Source organism: Affinirhizobium helianthi (genome assembly GCF_042680945.1).
Taxonomy (GTDB): Bacteria; Pseudomonadota; Alphaproteobacteria; order Rhizobiales; family Rhizobiaceae; genus Neorhizobium; species Neorhizobium helianthi.
This window is the reverse complement of the sequence record NZ_JBHUEQ010000015.1, coordinates 59428-79612: the sequence shown is the minus strand read 5'-3', so window position 1 is coordinate 79612 and position 20185 is coordinate 59428. Positions and strand designations below refer to the sequence as shown.

19 protein-coding genes are annotated in these 20185 nt (G+C 56.6%); 8 read left to right on the top strand and 11 right to left on the bottom strand.

Annotated features, from left to right (window positions below; translation table 11 throughout):
• Positions 1–19: 19 nt before the first annotated feature.
• From ACFSE1_RS08025 to ACFSE1_RS08010, 4 genes are all read right to left on the bottom strand, one after another.
• Positions 20–1876, bottom strand: a complete 1857-nt coding sequence (locus tag ACFSE1_RS08025; RefSeq protein WP_377399015.1) for a methyl-accepting chemotaxis protein — start codon at positions 1874–1876, stop codon at positions 20–22.
• Between the two features lie 537 nt (positions 1877–2413).
• Entirely contained in the window at positions 2414–3742 is a 1329-nt protein-coding gene (locus ACFSE1_RS08020) for a serine hydrolase (RefSeq protein WP_377399763.1), read from the bottom strand.
• A gap of 211 nt (positions 3743–3953) precedes the next feature.
• Positions 3954–4340 carry a hypothetical protein gene (locus ACFSE1_RS08015; protein WP_377399012.1) on the bottom strand — a complete coding sequence of 129 codons (387 nt, stop codon included), beginning with the start codon at positions 4338–4340 and terminating at the stop codon, positions 3954–3956.
• A gap of 92 nt (positions 4341–4432) precedes the next feature.
• A complete protein-coding gene (locus ACFSE1_RS08010; protein ID WP_377399009.1) occupies positions 4433–5404 on the bottom strand; it encodes a YihY/virulence factor BrkB family protein in 972 nt (323 codons plus the stop codon).
• Between the two features lie 92 nt (positions 5405–5496).
• On the opposite strand from ACFSE1_RS08010, the gene ACFSE1_RS08005 reads away from it, so the two are divergent.
• Positions 5497–7080, top strand: coding sequence for a helicase HerA-like C-terminal domain-containing protein (locus tag ACFSE1_RS08005; protein ID WP_377399006.1), 1584 nt, complete (start codon positions 5497–5499; stop codon positions 7078–7080).
• Positions 7081–7143: 63 nt separating this feature from the next.
• Here ACFSE1_RS08005 and ACFSE1_RS08000 read toward each other — a convergent pair whose 3' ends face one another.
• The 3 genes from ACFSE1_RS08000 to ACFSE1_RS07990 form a co-directional block, all read right to left on the bottom strand.
• The gene (locus ACFSE1_RS08000; RefSeq protein WP_377399003.1) at positions 7144–7731 is read right to left on the bottom strand and encodes a YqaA family protein; all 588 of its coding nucleotides are present in this window, start codon (positions 7729–7731) and stop codon (positions 7144–7146) included.
• Between the two features lie 155 nt (positions 7732–7886).
• Entirely contained in the window at positions 7887–8339 is a 453-nt protein-coding gene (locus ACFSE1_RS07995) for a GNAT family N-acetyltransferase (protein WP_377399000.1), read from the bottom strand.
• Between the two features lie 279 nt (positions 8340–8618).
• Entirely contained in the window at positions 8619–9890 is a 1272-nt protein-coding gene (locus ACFSE1_RS07990; RefSeq protein WP_377398997.1) for an MFS transporter, read from the bottom strand.
• A 130-nt stretch (positions 9891–10020) separates the two neighbouring features.
• On the opposite strand from ACFSE1_RS07990, the gene ACFSE1_RS07985 reads away from it, so the two are divergent.
• A complete protein-coding gene (locus ACFSE1_RS07985) occupies positions 10021–10377 on the top strand; it encodes an HNH endonuclease (protein WP_377398994.1) in 357 nt (118 codons plus the stop codon).
• A gap of 124 nt (positions 10378–10501) precedes the next feature.
• Positions 10502–10804 (top strand): alkylphosphonate utilization protein, encoded by a 303-nt coding sequence (locus ACFSE1_RS07980; RefSeq protein ID WP_377398991.1) that lies wholly within the window; start codon positions 10502–10504, stop codon positions 10802–10804.
• Between the two features lie 51 nt (positions 10805–10855).
• Here ACFSE1_RS07980 and ACFSE1_RS07975 read toward each other — a convergent pair whose 3' ends face one another.
• Positions 10856–11683 carry an aldo/keto reductase gene (locus ACFSE1_RS07975; protein ID WP_377398988.1) on the bottom strand — a complete coding sequence of 276 codons (828 nt, stop codon included), beginning with the start codon at positions 11681–11683 and terminating at the stop codon, positions 10856–10858.
• Positions 11684–11957: 274 nt separating this feature from the next.
• On the opposite strand from ACFSE1_RS07975, the gene ACFSE1_RS07970 reads away from it, so the two are divergent.
• The 5 genes from ACFSE1_RS07970 (at position 11958) to minE (ending at position 15635) form a co-directional block, all read left to right on the top strand.
• Complete coding sequence (locus ACFSE1_RS07970) at positions 11958–12998, top strand: dipeptidase (protein WP_377398984.1); 1041 nt, start codon at positions 11958–11960, stop codon at positions 12996–12998.
• Positions 12999–13143: 145 nt separating this feature from the next.
• A complete protein-coding gene (locus tag ACFSE1_RS07965; RefSeq protein ID WP_377398981.1) occupies positions 13144–13290 on the top strand; it encodes a DUF1127 domain-containing protein in 147 nt (48 codons plus the stop codon).
• Positions 13291–13775: 485 nt separating this feature from the next.
• Complete coding sequence (gene minC, locus ACFSE1_RS07960; RefSeq protein ID WP_377398978.1) at positions 13776–14534, top strand: septum site-determining protein MinC; 759 nt, start codon at positions 13776–13778, stop codon at positions 14532–14534.
• 28 nt (positions 14535–14562) lie between these two features.
• Positions 14563–15378: a septum site-determining protein MinD gene (minD, locus tag ACFSE1_RS07955; RefSeq protein ID WP_377398975.1), complete on the top strand. Its 816-nt coding sequence runs from the start codon at positions 14563–14565 to the stop codon at positions 15376–15378.
• Positions 15375–15635 (top strand): cell division topological specificity factor MinE, encoded by a 261-nt coding sequence (gene minE / locus ACFSE1_RS07950; RefSeq protein ID WP_377398972.1) that lies wholly within the window; start codon positions 15375–15377, stop codon positions 15633–15635. Before minD ends, minE begins: the two co-directional genes overlap by 4 nt.
• 248 nt (positions 15636–15883) lie before the next feature.
• On the opposite strand, the gene ACFSE1_RS07945 is transcribed toward minE, so the two are convergent.
• The 3 genes from ACFSE1_RS07945 to ACFSE1_RS07935 form a co-directional block, all read right to left on the bottom strand.
• Positions 15884–16672, bottom strand: coding sequence for an amino acid ABC transporter substrate-binding protein (locus ACFSE1_RS07945; RefSeq protein ID WP_377398969.1), 789 nt, complete (start codon positions 16670–16672; stop codon positions 15884–15886).
• A gap of 127 nt (positions 16673–16799) precedes the next feature.
• Positions 16800–17756 carry an amino acid ABC transporter substrate-binding protein gene (locus ACFSE1_RS07940; RefSeq protein ID WP_377398966.1) on the bottom strand — a complete coding sequence of 319 codons (957 nt, stop codon included), beginning with the start codon at positions 17754–17756 and terminating at the stop codon, positions 16800–16802.
• 10 nt (positions 17757–17766) lie between these two features.
• Positions 17767–19914, bottom strand: coding sequence for a putative bifunctional diguanylate cyclase/phosphodiesterase (locus ACFSE1_RS07935; RefSeq protein WP_377398963.1), 2148 nt, complete (start codon positions 19912–19914; stop codon positions 17767–17769).
• Positions 19915–20185 lie beyond the last annotated feature (271 nt).

Here is a 20185-nt window from a genome sequence, read left to right as displayed (position 1 = left end):
GGCTTGAAAGGAGAGGTCTTCAGGCGGCATTTGCCCGAAGTGGGGCATGGTGGCGTCTGTCTTGGCTGCCAAGGTCCGTGGTTTGGCGTGGTGTCGTGGAACGTTCTGAGCCGATCTCGAAGCGCTGGATGAGCTGGAATAGGGCTTCCGCCTCCTTTGCGAGGGAGTGGCTTGCCGCGGTCGATTCTTCAACCATGGCTGCATTTTGCTGGGTGCCCTGATCCATGGTGTTGACTGCGCTGTTGATCTCCTTCAGTCCGGTCGACTGCTCACGGGCGCCCTCCACGATAGCGCTAACATTGGTGCTGACGGCCTGAACCTGCGAGACGATATGCTGAAGGGCATTTCCGGTTTCCATAACAAGGTGGACGCCCTGCTTCACGTGGTCGCCGGACTTGCCAATAAGCGACTTGATCTCTTTTGCAGCGCCTGCCGAACGCTGGGCGAGTTCGCGCACTTCCTGGGCAACCACGGCAAAGCCCTTGCCGGCCTCTCCGGCGCGCGCCGCCTCGACACCGGCGTTGAGTGCCAGCAAATTGGTCTGGAAGGCAATTTCATCAATCACGCCAATGATGCTGGAGATTTCGGAGGAACTGGATTCGATGGCCTGCATGGCCTCGACGGCGCGGCTGACGATTGTTCCGGAATGCTCCGCAGATGCACGGGTCTCTGCCACAAGGCGACCAGCCTCATCGGCGCGGCGGCTGGAATCGATCACGGTCGTCGTGATCTGTTCGAGCGCGGCGGCGGTTTCCTCGACGGATGCCGCCTGCTGTTCCGTGCGCTTTGAGAGACTGTTGGCGGCAACCAGGATTTGTCTGGAGCCGGCAGCTATACCCTGAGCATTCTGTCCTACCCTGATGATGGCCTCTTCGAGCTTGGCCACCGCGTCATTGTAATCGAGGCGGACCGGGTCCAGCCGTTCCGCAAAGGCCTGCGAAATTCTGTAGTTAAGCTTCCCGTTCGAAAGATGTACCAATGCCTCTCCAAGGCTCTCGACCGCAAAACGTACCTCGGATGCCTCCTGTGCCTGTTTCTGCTCCCGTTCTAGTCGTTCGCGCTCTGAAAGACTGCGATTGGCTTCAACTTCTGCCTCAAGCCTCAGACGTTCGCGGGCGTTATCCCGGAAAATGGCGACCGTTGACGCCATAGCGCCAATTTCATCACGTCTTCCTTCGCCGTAAATAGCGACATCCACATTGCCCTTTGCGAGAGCATTCATCGCTGCTGTGACTGAGTTGACCGGACGAATGACGCCAGCTGTGACCGTCCAGATGGAGAAGCCGGCGACAATGGCTGCTGCTGCGGACAGTGCGATCATGACGAGTATGATGCTGTCCTTGATTGCATTGCCCGTCGCCAGGTTTTCCTTTGCAACGCGGATCTGTAGATCGATCAGCTGTCCGATATCTGCCCCGATCGGATCGATGGCTGGATAGAGTTTGGTCTTCGTGAAATCGTCAAGGGCGGCGGCATCCTTGGCATGGAGGATGCGCAGCAGGTCTGCAACGCTGGCATTGGCCACGTCCTTCAGCGACCGGACATGCTCGGCAATCTGCTTTTCCTCGGCGGTCAGTTCTGTTGCCAGATAGGCTTTCCATTGCTCGTCCACATCACGCAGAGCGAGTTGAATGTTTGCTATGCCTTGCTCCTTCGTCACCGTTCCGGCCCGTACCTTGTGGGCAGTATCGACAATGTTGACCGCATATCGGTCTGCAATGATCTTCAACTGTTCCATTGGAATGACGCGGTCGGTGACAATCGAATTCGCCAGCCGCGATTGTGCATTCATGGCAAAGAAGGAGAATATCGAGATGGCGAGGATCGATGCTGTCAGGAGAGAGACGCAAGTAAGCAGCTTCAAACGGATAGTCATTCGTACCTCAGACCCTAGTAATTGATCGGCGCCGACCCACGAGGTTATTCAACACATGCTTAGTGTCCGCACGTAAGACACTACGCACGATCCCCTCCTTGATGTTCCAAGGTAGCAGCCCCATTCCCCATAAAATCGGTGGTGTAAATTCTGGCCGCGATATCTTTACATCTAACTAAGATTTTAGCGGCTAAGCAAATAAAACAGGCATATGCACATAAACTAAACTTACAATTGTCATTAATTGATGATATTTGCTCATATAATGGGCATGCCCGGAATGCGCTTTGGGCATGAATTGAGCCGTCCACATCCTGATCCATGGCAGAAATGGCCAAGACAAAGTTCGCCCATGACAACCGCGTCCACACCGGTTCCCAAATACTTAAGCGTTTGTACAGGCGCGCTGCAAACCGGCTGCACATGAATTCAACGGTCAATGCCATTTTCTGGCGTGGGTACCGGGAAAGACAACCGCAGCAATGGTCACGCTCACTGCGAATGCAGGTGCAGAAAAAACTGAGAGGATGCGTGCTCTCAACTGCCTGCCGCGACGACCTGGCAAGCAAATTTGGCGGAGGCCAGAACCTTGCAGGCGGATTGAGCCGCAGCCTGGCTGCTGAAGCCGGAGAAGCGCGCACGATGGAGTACGGAAGAACCGCTGTGAACCGTCTCCGTGTAGGGCGTCACGTTCTGGAACTTCCCGTCGAGTTTCGGCATGGCACGAGCCAGCAGTGCAATCGCATCATTCTCATTCCCAGAAGCGGCCAATTGAATGCGCCAACCAGGAGCACTTGCCTGGCGGAAGGGAATGTTGCCGGTTGCCATGGGTTCGGCATAGCCGAGCGCTGATGGGCTCGGTTCAGCCGGGGCAAGAGAATGGCCGCTTTTCTTGTAGCGGTCTGCCACGACGGGCGGTGCTGGCTGGGCAACCGCCACTTCACTGGCGGGTTCGACAACGGGCTCTGGAGCCGCAGCCTGGACTGGAATCGGCGCTGGAACGGCTGTGCGCGGCAGGCTCACCTTGCTCTCGGTTTCACGCTGAGGCATCTCCGCTGAAACAGCTGCGACGATTGTGCCACCGCGTTGGGCTGCACGTGGCATGGCTTTGTCCAGCAAGGCGGCCATTTGTGCATCGCGGCTGCGGGCGGATTTCCCACCAAGAACCACGCCGATCACGCGGCGGCCATTGTCGTTGACAGCACTCACCAGGTTGAAGCCGGAGGCATTGGTATAGCCGGTCTTGATGCCATCCATGCCTCGATACCGATACATGAGATTATTGTGGCCGCGAATGGTCTTGCCGCGAAAGCTGAAGGACGGCATTGAGAAGAGCCTGTATTCCTGCGGGAAATCGCGCATTAACGCCAGACCGAGCCGCGCCATGTCGCGTGCCGTTGTCACCTGCTGCATATCTGGCAATCCGGAGCCGTTGCGGAAAACTGTGCGGCTCATCCCCAACTGACGGGCTTTTCTGGTCATTGCGGCGGCAAAGCGATCTTCCGACCCATAGAGGTGGTCACCGATACCTTCCGCCACATCGTTGGCGGATTTGACGATCATGCCATAGACCGCCTCGCGTACCGTGTAGGTTTGTCCTGCCCGAATCCCGAGCTTGGTAGGCGTCGTGCGAGCGCCATTGACGGACATGGAGATCTTCTGATCCCAGCGCAAACGCCCATCATGCAATGCCTCGAACACCATGTAGAGTGTCATCATCTTGGTCAGGGATGCGGGATGATTGAGGGTATCGGCGTTCTGTGCATCCAGAACCTTGCCGGTATTGGCATCCATGATGAAATGGGCATAGCCGGCCTGGGCGGGGAATGCCAAGATACAGGTGCAAAAGCCCAGCAACATTGCCATCAGCAATGGACGTACACCTTGCACTCGATCGGTCATTCCGGCCCCCTTGAGAATGTGCACCACACATAAAGGCTAAGTGGGGCGGAAAATTAGATAGAATTTTATAATTTCAAATTCTGGTTAACAGTCAGTTGTTGCTCGTTTATGCCTTGTCATAAACGAAAGCGGCCGCCCTTGGGGCGGCCGCAGCATGCAAAAAGGGGATGTCGCTTTAGACGAACTGGCTGAGGCCTGGAACGGAATTGACCACTTCATCCACGGTATCTGAGCCTGCATGCTCGCGCGCAACGGCAATGGTTTCACGTGCAAGCGAGGTGATTTCACCCATGCCGAGACCAAGGCCCATGAGCTGCTGACCCAGTGCCATTACACCGCCGCCCATGCTGGAAAGCAGGCCGCTCAGCATTCCGCCGCTTTTGCCTTCGCCATTGAACCTGGCCACAAGTTCCGGCGCGCCGGGGATTGCCTCGATCATGCGTGCCACAGCAGCATCATCGGCTTCGCGCTGCAGGAAACCGAGCATCATGCCAACGGCCTTTTCGGCGACGTCCGGCGCAATGCCCACATTGTCCGCAACGCGGCTCACCAACTCGTTCATCAACCTCTCCTCACTTTGTTTGACGTTAACGTCAAAGTAAAGAAAACCGTAGACGGGTGCAAGGGAGGACAAGCGGGAATGCATCTTTGTATTCAGGAAACGGTGTCACCCAGGGTGTCTGCCACCGCTGCACCGCGTGAACCCATCGGCTTGGGGTCACCGGTTGTCGAATCGATGGCGGTCTGGTGTTCCAGTTCGGCATTCAGTTCCGCGCCCATGATGACAATGATGGCTGAAATCCAGGTCCAGAAGAGAAAGCCGACAAGAGCACCCAGCGTGCCGTAGGTCGCATTGTAATTGGCAACATGGGAAAGATAAAAGGTGACGCCCAGCGAGCCCAGAAGCCATGTCAGCGCGGCCAGGGCGGCGCCCCAGGTGAGCCAGCGCATTTTGGCCGCCTCACGGCTGGGGCCATAGCGATAGAGCAGGCAGATACCGAATGTAGCCAGGACCAGCAGGAGAGGCCAACGCAAGAATCGAAACAGGGTGTCGGCCTCTTTGCCGAGGCTCAGGAAGGCAATCATGGCAGGAATGACGCCCAGCGCGACAATTAGAATAACTGCCGCAACCAGTGCCCCGAGTGTAAATGTGAGGGAAACCAGATTCAGGCGGATGAAGCTTCGCTTTTCATCCTCGCCATAGGCGATGTTCATGGCCTCGAACATGGCTTTCACGCCATTATTGGCGCTCCAGACGGCCACCAGTAGACCAAAGACAAGGCCAAAGCTCAAGGCGCTACGCTGTTCTGTGGCGAGCGCTTTCAACTGATCCAGGAAGATATTCAGCCCATCGGATGGCATGACCTGTGCGAGAAAGGCGATGCGTGAGGCAATCGTAGCCGGGTCTGCGACGAACCCGTAGACGGATACCAGTGCCGCCATGGCAGGGAAAATGGCGAGAAGAAGATAGAAAGTAACCCCCGCCGCAACGAGCATGACCCTGTCGGCGTTCAGTGACAGGTACACACGGTAGAGGACGTCCTTTACGCCCTTGAGCGGGATGTGTCCTGGCTGGTGAGCGTTTCGCCCGTGTGCTCTATCCTTCGCCGTCATCACATCTGCCATCCCTGTCGTCCTCGGTTCGGGGCGTTGCGGTTCCGAAAACGGCACCCTATACCTTTAGCAGGATTGAACGTTTGTAGGCGGGAGCCAGTTGCATGGATGAAGCAGGAAAACTCTTCTTGGGCGGCAGCCGCAATTCAGACGATACGCTTAAGAAGGCCGAATATCTCACGTTGAAGTTCGGCAATCGCCATGGCTTGGTGACAGGCGCGACCGGGACGGGAAAGACCGTCACGCTGCAGGTATTGGCCGAAGGCTTCTCCGCTGCGGGCGTTCCTGTCTTCTGTTCGGATATCAAGGGCGATCTTTCCGGTATTGCCGCCATGGGCGAACCGAAGGATTTCCTGCTGAAGCGCGCCGAGCAGATTCAGTTCGCCGAGTATGACAATGCTGCCTTCCCGACAATCTTCTGGGATCTCTACGGAGAGAAGGGACATCGCGTTCGCTCCACCGTGGCGGAGATGGGGCCTCTTCTTCTGGCTCGCTTGATGGATGCCAGCGACGCGCAGGAAGGGGTGCTTAACATTGCCTTCAAGATTGCCGACGAAGGAGGACTTCCGCTTCTCGACCTCAAGGATCTGCAGGCGCTCCTCACCTATATGGGAGAGCATGCAGGCGAGATTTCACAACGCTACGGCTTTGCCTCAAAGGCTTCCGTCGGATCGCTGCAGCGCGGGCTTCTGGTTCTCGAGCAGCAGGGTGCCGAGCATTTCTTCGGTGAGCCGGCGCTGCGCATCAGCGATATCATGCGCACAGCGCCGGACGGTCGCGGTGTCGTTTCCGTGCTCGCCGCAGACCGGTTGATGATGAACCCAAGGCTCTACGCCACCTTTCTGCTATGGTTGCTTTCTGAGCTTTTCGAAGAACTTCCGGAAGTGGGCGACCCTGAGAAGCCGCGGCTTGTCTTCTTTTTCGACGAGGCACATCTCCTGTTTTCCGAAGCACCGAAGGTGTTGTTGGAACGTGTGGAACAGGTGGTTCGCCTGATCCGTTCCAAGGGGGTTGGCGTCTATTTCATCACGCAAAATCCGCTGGATGTGCCGGAAACGGTTCTGGCGCAGTTGGGCAACCGTGTTCAGCACGCATTGCGCGCCTATACACCCCGAGAGCAGAAGGCTGTGAAGACGGCGGCGGAGACATTTCGTGCCAATCCGGATTTCAGGACGGACGAAGCGATCACGCAGCTTGGAACCGGCGAGGCTCTGGTTTCCACCCTTGAAGGCAAGGGTGCGCCTTCGATCGTGGAGCGTACTCTGATTCGTCCGCCAGCCGCGCGGATCGGACCGCTGTCCGACGATGAGCGCCGCAAGATCATCCATGCAAGCCCCGTGGCTGGCCAGTATGACGAGGATATTGATCGCGAATCTGCCTTTGAAATCCTCATGGCGCGTGCCGAAAAGGCGGGTCAAAAGGAAGTACCCCGTCGTGCTGAAATTGAGGTGAGAGAAGATGGGGAGGACGCGGGTGCTGCTGGCCGCTGGACATTGCCCGGCTTTGGCGATGACCTCGAGGACGAGCCTTCACCGAGGAAGAAAGCCGGAAGCGCTCGTAGCGGCTATCAGAGAGAGACGGTGATCGAAGCGGCCATGAAGAGTGCTGCGCGTTCTGTTGCAAGCCAGGTTGCCAATCAGATCGGCCGCGCTCTGGTGCGGGGTATTCTGGGCAGCCTCAAACGCTAGAACACGTCCCGGCGGGAGTGCGCCAGCGATTTTGTAGCACGTGCTCTGGCCGCGCCTCATCGCCTATCTGAGAAAGTGATAGGCGATATAGACGGCAATCAGCGCTATGGCGGCAATTCCAGTGACGAGACTGAGGCGCTTCTCTATGAAGTGCCGCATCTCTTCACCGTATCGGTTCAACAGCCATGCGAGCGCGAAGAAGCGCGCGCCGCGTGCCGCGATGGCGGACAGGATAAACCAGCCAAGCGAGAAGTTCGCGACGCCCGACAGGATGGTGACCACCTTGATGGGGGGCAGGTGAGCAGCACCTGACGTGACCAGAAGAAGCAGAATTGTCTCCCAGTTCACGGATCCGGCCAAAGTCTCGAACGTGTCGAGCTTGCCGTAGAAGGTCAGGACAGGCTTTGCGATGGCTGCGAAGGCATAGTGACCAATCATCCAGCCGAGAATGCCGCCGAAAACCGACGCTGCGGTGGCGATTCCAGCGTAAAGATAGGCTCGTCGCGGTCTTGCCAGTACCATTGGAACGAACAGAACATCCGCCGGAACCAGAAAAAACGAGCTTTCGACGAATGCGATGATGGCAAGCCACCATGCCGCTGCCTTCTTCGCGGCGAGCGCCATGGTCCAGGCATAGAGTTTTCGAAGCATAGAAAAGCCTTTCGATGAGCCTCCGATATGTGCGCAGACGGGGTAGCGTGGAAAACGTGGCGAGTCCAAGGCCGCCTTGGATATTTTAGCCCCTGCCGGGGAAGGCAAGCGCATAGCGAACCACGTCCCCATGCGCTTGCCCAGTTGCATTCGTCTCAAGCTTTCAGGAGAAGCCTTGCATTTTCAAAGGGCAGCCCCTGATCGTCTGCCGATCGACGGGATACTTCCTGAAAGCCGAGCTTGAGATAGAAGCCGAAAGCCTGCCGATTTTGCGTGTACACATCAAGCGACAAATCACCCTTGCGGGCGAGGGCGTGCTGAACCAGAGCCCTGCCAATGCCTTCGCCTTGCCGGCAAGGCTCGATGAACAGGCCTCCGATAAACTGATCCAGCAGGCTGATAAAGCCCACGGCTTCACCCGTCATACTGGCAACCCATGTTTCTGCCGTTGGCAGATAGAGGGTTTCAACGAGAACCTGTTGCTCCTGCAGTTGCTGCTCGCCAATGAAGGGGTGGGCGATACGCGATGCCGAAAGCCAGATAGCGGACAGCCGGGTGAGATCTGCGGCCGCATCATAGGGCCGGATTACCAGATCGGTGCTTTTCATGAGAATAAGCTCCAGAAATTGAATGTGCAAAGAAAGCCAGCCCTGCGCACAAGGCCGGTTCGAACCGGGTCAGATCGGGTCTCTGCGCATCAATCTCCTTCTAAAAGCCTATTGCGGTCTCTCAGATCCGCTCCTCACGCTTTACGCCTTTGTTTCAACCTATGTTGTTGTCGCAAACTGCTGCACAGTCTGCGCTGCATGCCGTAAAGCTAATTTGTGTTTTACGGCGTAAAGTCACGGCGTCAAGCCCGAAGACGCCACGGAAGGCGCGGCAAAACCTCAGGAACTGCGCAACCTGACAGTCACGCCGCGTGCTGCCAGAAATGCCAGCAGCGAGATGAAGGCCGAAGTGCCCCATAGATAGAATATCACGGGTGTCGGCGATGTGCCTGCCAAATGGCTTTGCGCGCCGAGCATGGACGCCAAGCCGCCGATAACGCTTGAACCAACAACAAAGCCGCTGGTTTCGAGGGATGGCAGCAAGGCGCTGGTGGTCATCCGATGTTCCGGCTCGGCATCTTCAATGATGGCCTGGCTTGCGCTCGCAAATGCCATGGAAAAGCCGAGGCCGTTGAGGACCTGCCCGAGCAGCACGAGCCACAGATGACTGCTGTAGAGACCCGTTGAGACCAATCCCGCGCCGCAGATTTGGAGAAGCGGACCGATGCGCATGATCCGCTGGCGCGTTGGCAGATGATCGATGTTTGCGATCGGAATGGCACCTAGGCTCCAGCTCAGCGCCAATGTGACCAGCACAAGGCCAACCTTGACCGGTTCAAGCCCAAGCCGGTGGTGCAGGGTGTAGGCCAGAAAGACGGTCGAAACGCTTTGCGCGCACATCATCAAAAACAGCAGCCAGCTGCCGCGGCCAACCGTTGAATTGAGTGTGAACAGCCGAGGCGGAATCAGCAGGTGCCTGGTGCCGGCCATTTGCGGTTTGTCGTGCTTTGGCAGTGCGAAGGGCAAGATGGCAAAAAACAGAATGACCACCGGCACACTCACAACCAAGGCGATGCGCCAGCCGAGATATTGGACCGTCAGCCCACCCGCGAATGGCCCAAGAACGGCCGCCGCCGCCCAGAGAATTGCTTCTACGGCAAAGATTCGCGCTACCAGCAGAGGCGGAAAAAGGTCGGCTATCAATGTATAGGAAAGGGCAACTATCCAGCCATCTGCAAGCCCTTGCGCAACTCTTCCCAAAAGCAGAGCAGGTGCGCTTACAGCGCTAAACTGTATCGCCATGCCCAAAAGATAGATGACGCCTGCCGCTGATAGCGCCAGTCGCGTGCCAAAACGTCTCCGCAGGGGGGAGGCAGACAGGCCGCCCACAATAACCATTGCAAAGAAAGCAGCATAGACAAAGGGCAACAGCGCGATGCCGCCCAGCGAATCCAGCGCTATCGGAAGAACGGGAGCTATGGCCACCTCATTGAAGGCGTGCAGGCCGATCCCTGCCGAGATCGCCATCAGTCTGAGACCATAGGGTGCGCGAAGCAGTTCGCGCCAGCCGTGGTCCAGTTGATCGCCTTGCGCGGGGCCGTGATGATCCATGCATGTCTCCATCCTGCACAAGGGCAGGCGCTCAACTTGTAGAGCCCTTCCTTGTGCAGAGGTCAAGCCTTGCTCCCATTGCTTCTGGCCGCTCTGGCAACCATATTTCCGATGGATGGAAAGGTTTGAAATGGCTCGGAAGCATCGCGAGAAAATTGCCCCCTGGTATCAACCGCCGCAGGATGTCATCTGCCCTCTTTGCGGGCGTGACATTCCGGAAGATCAGCGTGATGAGCATCATCTGGTTCCAAAGAGCCGCGGCGGGCGCGAGACGCAGACGCTTCATCGAATTTGCCATCGTCAGATCCATGCCCTGTTTTCAGAAGGTGAGCTTGAAACCACCTATTCCACGGTCGATGCCCTGCTTGGGCATCCCGAAATGGCAAAATTTGTCGCCTGGGTCGCCAAAAAGCCTCCCGGCTTTTTCGATGGAACGAGACGCAGCAACCGTCGCAAGGAGAAAAACGGGAGCGCCTCTCGTTGGTGAGATAGTTCAAATAATTGACGAATCGCAAGCCTCGGCGCTTTTCACGCTGGTGTGCCGTGACCGGCTTTGACACCGCATGGTTTGACCCTGTAAGCGGCAAGTTTGCTTGAAAAAGGAAAATCCTATGGCCGCCGATGACGATGAGTATATCTATGACGAAGCAACGGGAGAATGGCGGCCCGCATCGGAAGTGAAGGCGCAGGCTGCCAAGGCGGCAGAGGCGCGGGACGCTTCCGGAAACCTGCTTGCCGATGGCGACAGCGTGGTTCTGATCAAGGATCTTAAGGTCAAGGGTGCGGGCCAAACGCTGAAGCAGGGAACCGTCATCCGGTCGATCCGTCTGACCGACAATCCCGAAGAAATCGATTGCCGTCACGATGCCATCAAGGGGCTGGTCTTGCGTACTGAGTTCGTGCGCAAGCGCTGATAGTGTCTATCCCTCCGCAGACCTGCGGAGGGACTTTTGATCTGGGCAGGCTTAATCCCAATGCGGCGGCCGCAGATGCGCGGGGTTGACGATACGGCCGTCAGGCTTTGCCAATTTTGCAATCTCGGCCATTTCCGCGCCCGTCAGCTCAAAGTCGAACACATCGAAGTTTTCCTGCAGGCGATCAACATTTGCCGTCTTCGAGAGCGCAATGACATCGGGCTGCTGAACCGCCCAGCGCAACACCACTTGTGCAGCGGTCTTCTTATGCCGTGCGCCGATATCCTTGAGCACCTCATCTTTCGGCACCTTGCCATCTGCCATCAGATAGTAGGCGGTGAGGGAAACGCCATGCTGCCGGGCGGCCGCAAGAAGCTTGCTCTGATCCAGATAGGGGTGAAGCTCCACCTGATTGGTGGCCACAGGCGCATCCGACAGCTTGACCGCCTCGTTCATCATTTCAATGTTGAAATTGGAAATGCCAATATTCTTCACTTTGCCCGCGCGCTTGACTTCGTTCAGGCTGTTCATGCGCTCTGCCAGCGGCACATCGCTCTGCGGCCAGTGCAAAAGCAGAAGATCGACATAATCGGTCTTGAGCTTTTTCAGGCTCTCGTCCACCGATGCGATAAAATCCTTGTGCGCGAACTTGTCCACCCAAACCTTGGTGGTCAGGAAGATATCACCGCGTGCAACACCGGATTGCTGGATTGCCGCGCCGACTTCAGCTTCGTTGCCATAGATTTGCGCCGTGTCCACATGGCGAAAGCCAAGCTGGATAGCTTTCGGTATGACGCGCATCACCTCTTCTCCCGACATGCGGAAGGTGCCGAAACCGAGGGCAGGTATCTGGGCGCCATTGGCTTTCACTTTATGCATTGTAACTCCCTTCGGAAGTGCTTGGGGGTGTAACCGCAACTGCGGTTGGTGCGAACTGGACTATTCGAGATGGGCCTGTTGTAGACATGGTTCAAGGCTTGCGAAGATCAAGCTGCCGGTTTGGCGACGCGGTTCCGGGGTTTACAAGACGGAGAGCGTAAGGAACGCTGCGAACCGTTTTGCGGAAGTGCGCCAAATAGGATAGTGAAAGCGAGGATCTGGCGCATCTTCCTGCATCTCCTCCCCGGTCGCATTTCAAACTACTGGAGGTCAAATGACCCCTCATTCTCTCATTCCCATTTTCGACGGCCACAATGATGTTCTGCTGCGCATGATGCAGCCGGGACAAGCCGATCCGGTCGCAGCATTTCTGGAGGGGGAGGCGCGTGGCCATATCGATCTCCCCAGAGCCCGGGCGGGCGGTTTGGCAGGGGGATTTTTCGCTATCTTCGTTCCATCGCCCAGTCATGCGCCTGATGCCGATGGCAATTTCGCCGCTCCGTCACAGGAAGAGGCATTGCAACAGACGCTTGCCATGGCGCGACGTTTGTTCGAACTCGAGTCCCGTTCAGGCGGCAGTATCAAGGTTTGCCGCACATCGGCGGAAATCTCTTCCTGCATAGGCAAAGGAGTTTTTGCTCCGGTTCTGCATATTGAGGGGGTAGAGGCAATCGGGTCTGACCTGGACGCGCTTTACGTGCTGCATCAGGCAGGCTTGCGCAGTCTTGGTCCCGTCTGGAGCAGGCCCAACATCTTTGCCCATGGTGTGCCCTTCCGCTTTCCGCATAGTCCTGACATCGGGCCGGGTTTGACGGATGCCGGCAGGGCGCTGATACGGGCGTGCAACAAGCTTCGGATTCTGATCGATCTCTCCCACATGAATGAGAAAGGCTTCTGGGATATCGCCCGGCTATCCGATGCACCGCTGGTCGCGACGCACTCCAATGCCCACGCCCTCAGCCCGCATAGTCGTAACCTTACAGATGCCCAACTGGACGCGATTGCAGAGAGTGGTGGCCTGGTCGGCATCAACTATGGCGTCCTCTTTCTCAGGGATGATGGTGTTCGCAATCTGGATACGCCCTTGTCCCTGATCGCAGACCACCTTGCATATATCGCCGAACGCATTGGCGTCGAGCACGTCGCCCTCGGTTCCGACTTTGATGGGACAACGGTTCCCAACGAATTGCGGGATGCCACCGGGTTGCCGCGTCTCATCGAGCTTCTCAAGACCAGAGGCTTCGATGAGGGCGCTCTCGCAAAGATTGCCTATCAAAATTGGCTCAGGGTTCTCGAAAATACCTGGGGCGAATAGCGCTTCGAGTCGCCTTGTGTTTTCTGCATAGGTGCATTGTTGTGCCGTGCCTTATCGCAGTGGACTGCAATACCCATCTCCTGTCTGAACGAGATGGCCGACCCTTGTTTTGATCGGTCATTCCACTTGAGAAAAGGGCAAGGCAATGAACCTCACACGCACATTCAACAACTGGCGCAAATATCGGCAAACTGTCGATGAGCTGAATCGGATGTCGAGCCGTGAACTGGCCGATCTGGGCATCAGCCGCGGAGAAATCCGGGCGGTGGCGCGCCGGGCATATGGTCGATGATATGCGCGCAGCGCATGTCTGCGCTGCGGCATTTGCGCTGTAACCCCGCAAAAATCCGCCTACATAGACGCACATCGAAGCGCTGCTCCTCCTCCTCCCGCAGCCTTCGTGTTCAGACAGGTCATCTCCTCCTCCCAGACCTGTGTGATGGAATGACAGTACCTCCTCCCAAACTGTCATTCGGCTATCCATAAAAGCCTGCCGCTCCTCCCGCGGCGGGCTTTTTTTATGTTTCTGGCTTCCCGCCTCACGTAACGTCAGTTCTTAACAATTAGTGATCGCCTCGTGCGGCCAATTTTGCCGCGCGCCGCCCTTGCCGCAAGCCTGACGAAAGCTTTGCGGGCGACAGAAAGGGGCGAGGTTTCAACCGGATAGTGGATTCGCACTGGTTTCGTTCGCCCGGCAGGCATTAGCTGCCGAGGTGCGGCTGTTAACCATTTGTTAACCAAATTCCGGGTACCAGCATAAACGAATTCTTAACGTAGATGAACAAAGTGCAAACAGACGCTCGCTCGATCCGCATCAAGGGCCGCTCATTTCTGGCTGTCGTGCTCTCTCCGGACCTTCCGCTGGATCACTGGCTGGAGCGGCTGGATGATCTTGCCAAGCGTTCGGCGGGTTTCTTCCTGGGGCGACCGGTCGTTCTGGATGTTACCGATCTGGCGATCGACCGTGCACAGCTGACGGAATTACTCGCCCAGCTGGCGGAGCGCAATGTCAGTATCATGGGCATTGAGGGCGCACGTCATTCCATGATGGCGCCGGGAATGCCGCCCTTGCTGAAGGGTGGTCGTCCGGCCGGTGATGTCGAAGTTGCACAGGTGCAGCCCGCCTTCCAGGCGACAGACGAAAACACCGACAAGGCAGAGGTTGTGGAGGCGCAGGCGACTGTTCTGACCCAGCCGCGGCCGACCCTGCAATCGCTCGTGATCAACGAGCCCGTAAGGTCCGGGCAATCCATCATCTTTACAGAGGGTGATGTGACAATCGTTGGATCGGTAGCCTCTGGCGCGGAAGTCATCGCAGGCGGCTCGGTCCATATCTACGGCGCACTTCGGGGCAGGGCCATGGCTGGCTCCGTTGGCAATTCGCAGGCGCGGATTTTCTGCCGCAAGCTTGAGGCAGAGCTGATCGCGATCGATGGGATTTACAAAATGGCGGAAGATCTTCCGACCGATCTCCTGGGGCAACCCGTGCAGGTCTGGCTCGAAGGGGATGCAATTCTGACCGAGAAACTTAATTGAGCGTCTCGCTCGCAGACAGGAGAGAATGATGGGGAAGGTAATCGTTGTTACGTCGGGCAAGGGCGGGGTCGGCAAGACGACCTCTACGGCAGCCTTGGGCGCAGCCTTGGCCCAGCGCAATGAAAAAGTCGTCGTTGTGGATTTCGATGTCGGCCTGCGCAATCTCGATCTCGTCATGGGTGCCGAGCGCCGCGTGGTCTATGATCTGGTCAACGTCATCCAAGGCGACGCGAAGCTGACGCAGGCGCTGATCCGTGATAAGCGGTTGGAGAATCTCTTCCTCCTGCCCGCCTCGCAGACACGCGACAAGGACAATCTGACGCCGGAAGGCGTCGAGTGGGTCATCAACGAGTTGAAGCGTTATTTCGACTGGGTTATCTGCGACAGCCCGGCCGGTATTGAACGCGGTGCCACGCTGGCCATGCGTCATGCGGATGTTGCTGTCGTGGTCACCAATCCGGAAGTCTCCTCCGTCCGTGACTCCGATCGCATCATCGGTCTGCTCGATTCCAAGACCATCAAGGCTGAGCGTGGCGAGCGCATGGAGAAGCACCTGCTCCTCACCCGCTACGATCAGAACCGTGCGCAGCGCGGTGACATGCTGAAGGTTGAGGATGTGCTGGAAATCCTGTCCATTCCGCTGCTCGGCATTATTCCGGAAAGCATGGACGTGCTGAAGGCATCCAACATTGGTGCTCCGGTTACGATCGCCGATACGAAGTCTGCGCCGGCTCAGGCCTATTTCGAAGCGGCGCGTCGCCTGGCTGGTGAAGATGTTCCGGTGACTATGCCTGAGGAAAAGCGAGGCCTGTTTGGCAAAATCTTCGCACGGAGGGCCGCATGAACATTTTCCGGCTTTTCAACAAGCAGCGGTCCGCGCCATTGGCGCGGGAACGGCTGCAGGTTCTGCTGGCGCATGAAAGAGTGGCAACGAGCAATGATCTCGTAGCGCTGCTTCGCGAAGAGATTCTCGCGGTCATTGCCAAGCATGTCGAACTGGATAGCGATCGCGTACACGTGAAGATGGATCGCGACGATCGCTTCTCCATTTTGGAGATCGACGTCGAAATCCCGCTCGATACACAAATGCAGGCGGCTTGAGCCTTTATATTCTTAATCATGGGCTGGCGCGTTCTCGCGCTGGCCCTTGCCGTTTTTAATCGGGCTTTTCCCAAGCTCTCGGAAGTGGCTGCCAAGCGGCTGGGTTCCACGTCCGGACTGCGCAAAAGCGCAGACAGTGCATGTCAGGCGGCTCCGCTCTCGCGGACGATACTCTAGCGCCGGTCTTGACTATCCCCGCGGCGATCTCGATCGCGTGAGCAGACATCCTTTTTCAGCTCGCTTGGCGCTCAGTCTGCGCCTGCGAACGACGCTTTCAACTCCTCGCTCATGGGCAGATTCAGTACGTGCCTCTTCTCGCCGATGGGCTTCATGAACCATCGATCATAGATGACCTGCATTTCTGGGCTTCTGTAAACACGCAATGCCGTGCGCTTTACCAGATCGGAAAATTCAGCGTCATGGAGGCGGCTCATGAAGCCATAGGGCGCAGCTGTGGTCAGATTTGCATCGCTTACGACGTAATCTTGCGGTCGCCCACTTTCCTCGACAAGATTGTAGAGCAGAACGTCGTCCATCGCGAAGGCCGAGACCTTTCCTGCCGTTACAAGATCGAAAGCGTCCTGTACCTCACCGACCGGAACGGAAATCAGGCCGAGCTTGCGATCGCGGGATATCTGCAGGATCTGCCCGATATTGATCGTGCCCAGAACCACGCTGATGCTCTTGCCTCGAAGATCTTCGATGCTGCGAATATTGCTGCGGGCCAGGGAAACGAAGCGCGTTTGCATGATGAAATGCGGCGGAGAAAAATTGGCGACCTTCCGCCGCTCCGGCGTATTCGTGCTAGATGAGCATTCGAGATCCATCGTGCCGTCATTCAGCAATTGCAGCCGGTTTGCCGGGGTGCGGGATACATATTCGATCCGCAGTTTGGCAAGCCTCAATTCTTTCCTCATTTCCTCGACCATTGCCTTGCACAGGTCGATTGAATAGCCGACCACCTCTCCATTCGCATTCTGAAATGAAAAAGGCGGGGCTGTTCCGTAGCCGATGATGATCTTGCTTGTGCTGCGCATTCGCTCGACAGTTGATGGAACAGTCGGAGTGGAGGCGAAGTGCTGAGCCTCTGCGAAAGATTTTGATATGCAGATCGCCATTAGCGACAAAAAGAGAATTTTGAATGCATAGATCTTCATTGAATAATCAGTCCAAATATTCCCTGGGATTATCGAAAATGGCGCGAAGTTCCGGTGAAATCTGCATTCTCATATTTTGGTTGTTTGGTGGGATGGGACGCTCGAACCACTTGCTGTACAAGTCGTAAATCTCGCCGCTGCGATAGATATGACGCAGGCTCGTGTTGACAGCTTCCTTGAACGCTTCATCGCCAAGCGGCAGGAGTATGCCGTAGGGCTCGGGATGACTGAATGCTTCGGGGGAGATGACATAGGCTTCCGGATTAGGCGATGCGGCAACAAGACCCGCTAAAAGTATGTCATCCATGACGAATGCAGAGGCCTTGCCGGATGACACCAAGGCGAATGAATCGGAGTTTTCCTTGCTTAGCAGGACCGAGATGTTAAGCCCCCGTGCGCGGTTGACGGTATAAAGCTGCTCAACGTTGACTGTTCCGGTTGTGGCGGCGACGGTACGACCCGCCAGATCCGCTACTCGTTTAAAATGGTTTTTCCTTAAGGAGACGAAACGTGTGGCGGTGACAAAGTTCGGATAGCTGAACGCCACGAGTTTTCGGCGCTCGGCAGTGTTGGTCGTCGCAGCGCACTCCATGTCTATCTTGCCTGTGCGCACCATGACAAAGCGCGTGGCCGTCGTCACAGGGACATAGCGAATTTCCAGCTCCGGCAGTTTCAGTCTGACTTGCATTTCCTTGACGACACGATTGCAAAGCTCGGTTGCATAGCCGGTGGTTTTTCCGTCGATGACGTAGGAAAAGGGTGGCTCCTCCAGGCGCGAGCCGATCACGATCACGCGGTTCTCCCGGATCTTGGCAATCGTATCGACCTTGTCATGGCTCCAGGCCGAGGAGGTGGCCGTGGAAAAGAAGAATGCGGCAATGAACAGACAGGCCGCGCTTCGGGGACTCCTGCTCGACGGCAGGCACAATCGTTTGCGAAAGAGCAATTTCGGGCGGAGCATCATGTATGCCTTTCTACATAATGGCGCGATTGAAGCCGTGGCTTTGATGGTGGGGAACCATTGCATCCAGACGCTGTGGCTTGCCAAAGAAATAGCCCTGCACCGATTTGCAGCCGGCGGCCTTCAGCAGTTCGAACTGTTGGAGGTTTTCAATGCCCTCTGCGGTGACATCGATGTCCAGGCAACGCGCCAGAGCAAGTGCGGACGACACGATGTTAAGACATCGGGGGCTGTCCACTATGCCGGATATGAAGCGCCGGTCCAGTTTGATCCGGGTAACAGGTAAGTCTATGAGGTATGAAAGCGAGGCAAAGCCTGTTCCGAAATCATCAATTGCGATCCCGACGCCCATGTTTCGAATCTGCGACAGCGTGGCGAGGCAGGCTGCTTCTGAAACGCGGCTGGTTTCGGTAATTTCGAGCTCGAGGCGGCCCGGTGTCAGTCCCGTATCCGCGAGGGTGGTACGGACGAATTCCGGAAGGTCCTGCCGCAGTAGACCCAGGGCTGAGATATTGACCGAGATGGACAGCTCATCGTCCCGGTTGGCCATTTCTGCGCAGGCCTGCTTCAGAACCCAACGATCAAGCTCAACGATGAACCCTGCTTCTTCCGCAGCAGGTATGAATTGATCGGGCGACAACAGGCCGCGTCTGGGATGGTTCCAGCGTATCAACGCTTCGTAGCCGGAAATCCTCTCCTCCTGAGTGCGGATGATGGGTTGGTAGTGCAGGACGAACTCGTCCTGAGCGATGGCCTGCATCAGCTCCAGTTCGATAGTCGAACGGTGGGATGCCTCCATCGTCATGCCGTGCTCGAAGATGTGGAAGCAGCCACGGCCCGCACCTTTTGACATGTACAACGCAACGTCGGCATTGCTCAGGATCTGATTGGAGGTCGATCCGTGGTGCGGCGCGCTGGCTATTCCGATGCTGGCACCAATGCGAAGTGAGAGGTCATTGATCTGGAAGGGGCGAGAAATTGCTTCAATGATGCGTGTGGCCAATCGCTCGGCCTCTTTGCGTGCATTGAACGCCACGACCTGTATGAGGGCAAATTCATCACCGCCCAGCCGGGCGAAGACATCGTCCGGCCCCAGCAGCATTGTTACCCGCTTGCATGCGTGGATGAGGATCTGATCGCCGACAGCGTGCCCATAGGTGTCGTTGACGGGTTTGAACTTATCGAGATCCAGCAACATGACATTGATGGTTTTGCCGCTGGTTGGCTGCAGTTTGAGCATCTCGCTCAGGGTTTTCTGCAGATAGGCACGATTCGGCAGACTGGTGAGAGCGTCATGGTGCGCCAGATGCTCAAGCTCGCGGGCTGCTTCGCGCATCTGGCGCAGATGTTCCCGTTCCACCACGGCTTCTCTCAGTGTCTCCACCGCATTGGCTAGCTGACCGATTTCATCCCGCCGGCGCAGGTAGGGGGTCTGTATGCCGGTCTCGTCGCGCGCAATTCTCTTCAAGGCTTCGATCAGGGTCGGAACCGGATGGAGCAACCTTCGCATGAGGAAGACGATAGCGCCGCCGGTGGCCAGCATGATGACCGCAAACATGAGCATCGAGCTTCGATAAAATGCGCTCTGCATTTTCAGCAGGCGCTCGGCCTCGCCAGCGCTGGATGCCACGGCTCCGAGCAACTGCCCGTCCGGCGTCGTGATCGGCAAAAGGGAGATGTAGTATCTTTGGTCGCCGATCAGGGCGAAGCCGGTCATGAAATTGTTGAAGTCGCTCTGAGACGTCTTGAACTGCAGGTCGTCCACCAGAACAGGCAGATCTGCGGAGCCACCGTCACTGTCGGTCATGGAAACAAGGCGGTGGTTTGCATCGTCCCACGTCAGCAGCCACACGCGCTCTTTTGTCTGCATGGCAGCGAGGGCAAGAACATCAACCGGGACGAAACCAGTATCGAGGACGGATTCGTCATCGCCAATCATCCGCTCCGTGATGATACGGACGATCTGTCCTGACGAGGTCATATCCACTGATACAAAGGTGTAAATACCGCGAATTGAGCTGCTGGCGATTTGTGCGTTTGTGCTTGCCTGCCGTCTCCAGTCTTCACGCTGGCTTTGCTCGATCATGAACCAGCCCGTTGCCGCGCCGGAGAGATAGGCAAAGGCAACAGCCAGCAAGAGGAAAAACGTAATTTTTCCCATAATGGATCTCCGCCATGTCAGGCGGCTTCCCATGCGGCTGGTCTTGTGTTCCGAAACAATCATTCAAGCGTCCAAGGATGCAATCAAGGGTAGGCAACACTAACGAATTGATTGTAATAGTGCGCAAGCGCATATTTCCAAATGATTGACGCGCATCAATACGGTAAAAATCGATGTATTTTGGTTAAGACGAAATGAATATCCAATTGAGAGACTGCTTAAATGTCTTTTTTGTACAAATCTGTATTTCAGATGTTTGAAAACGTCGCTC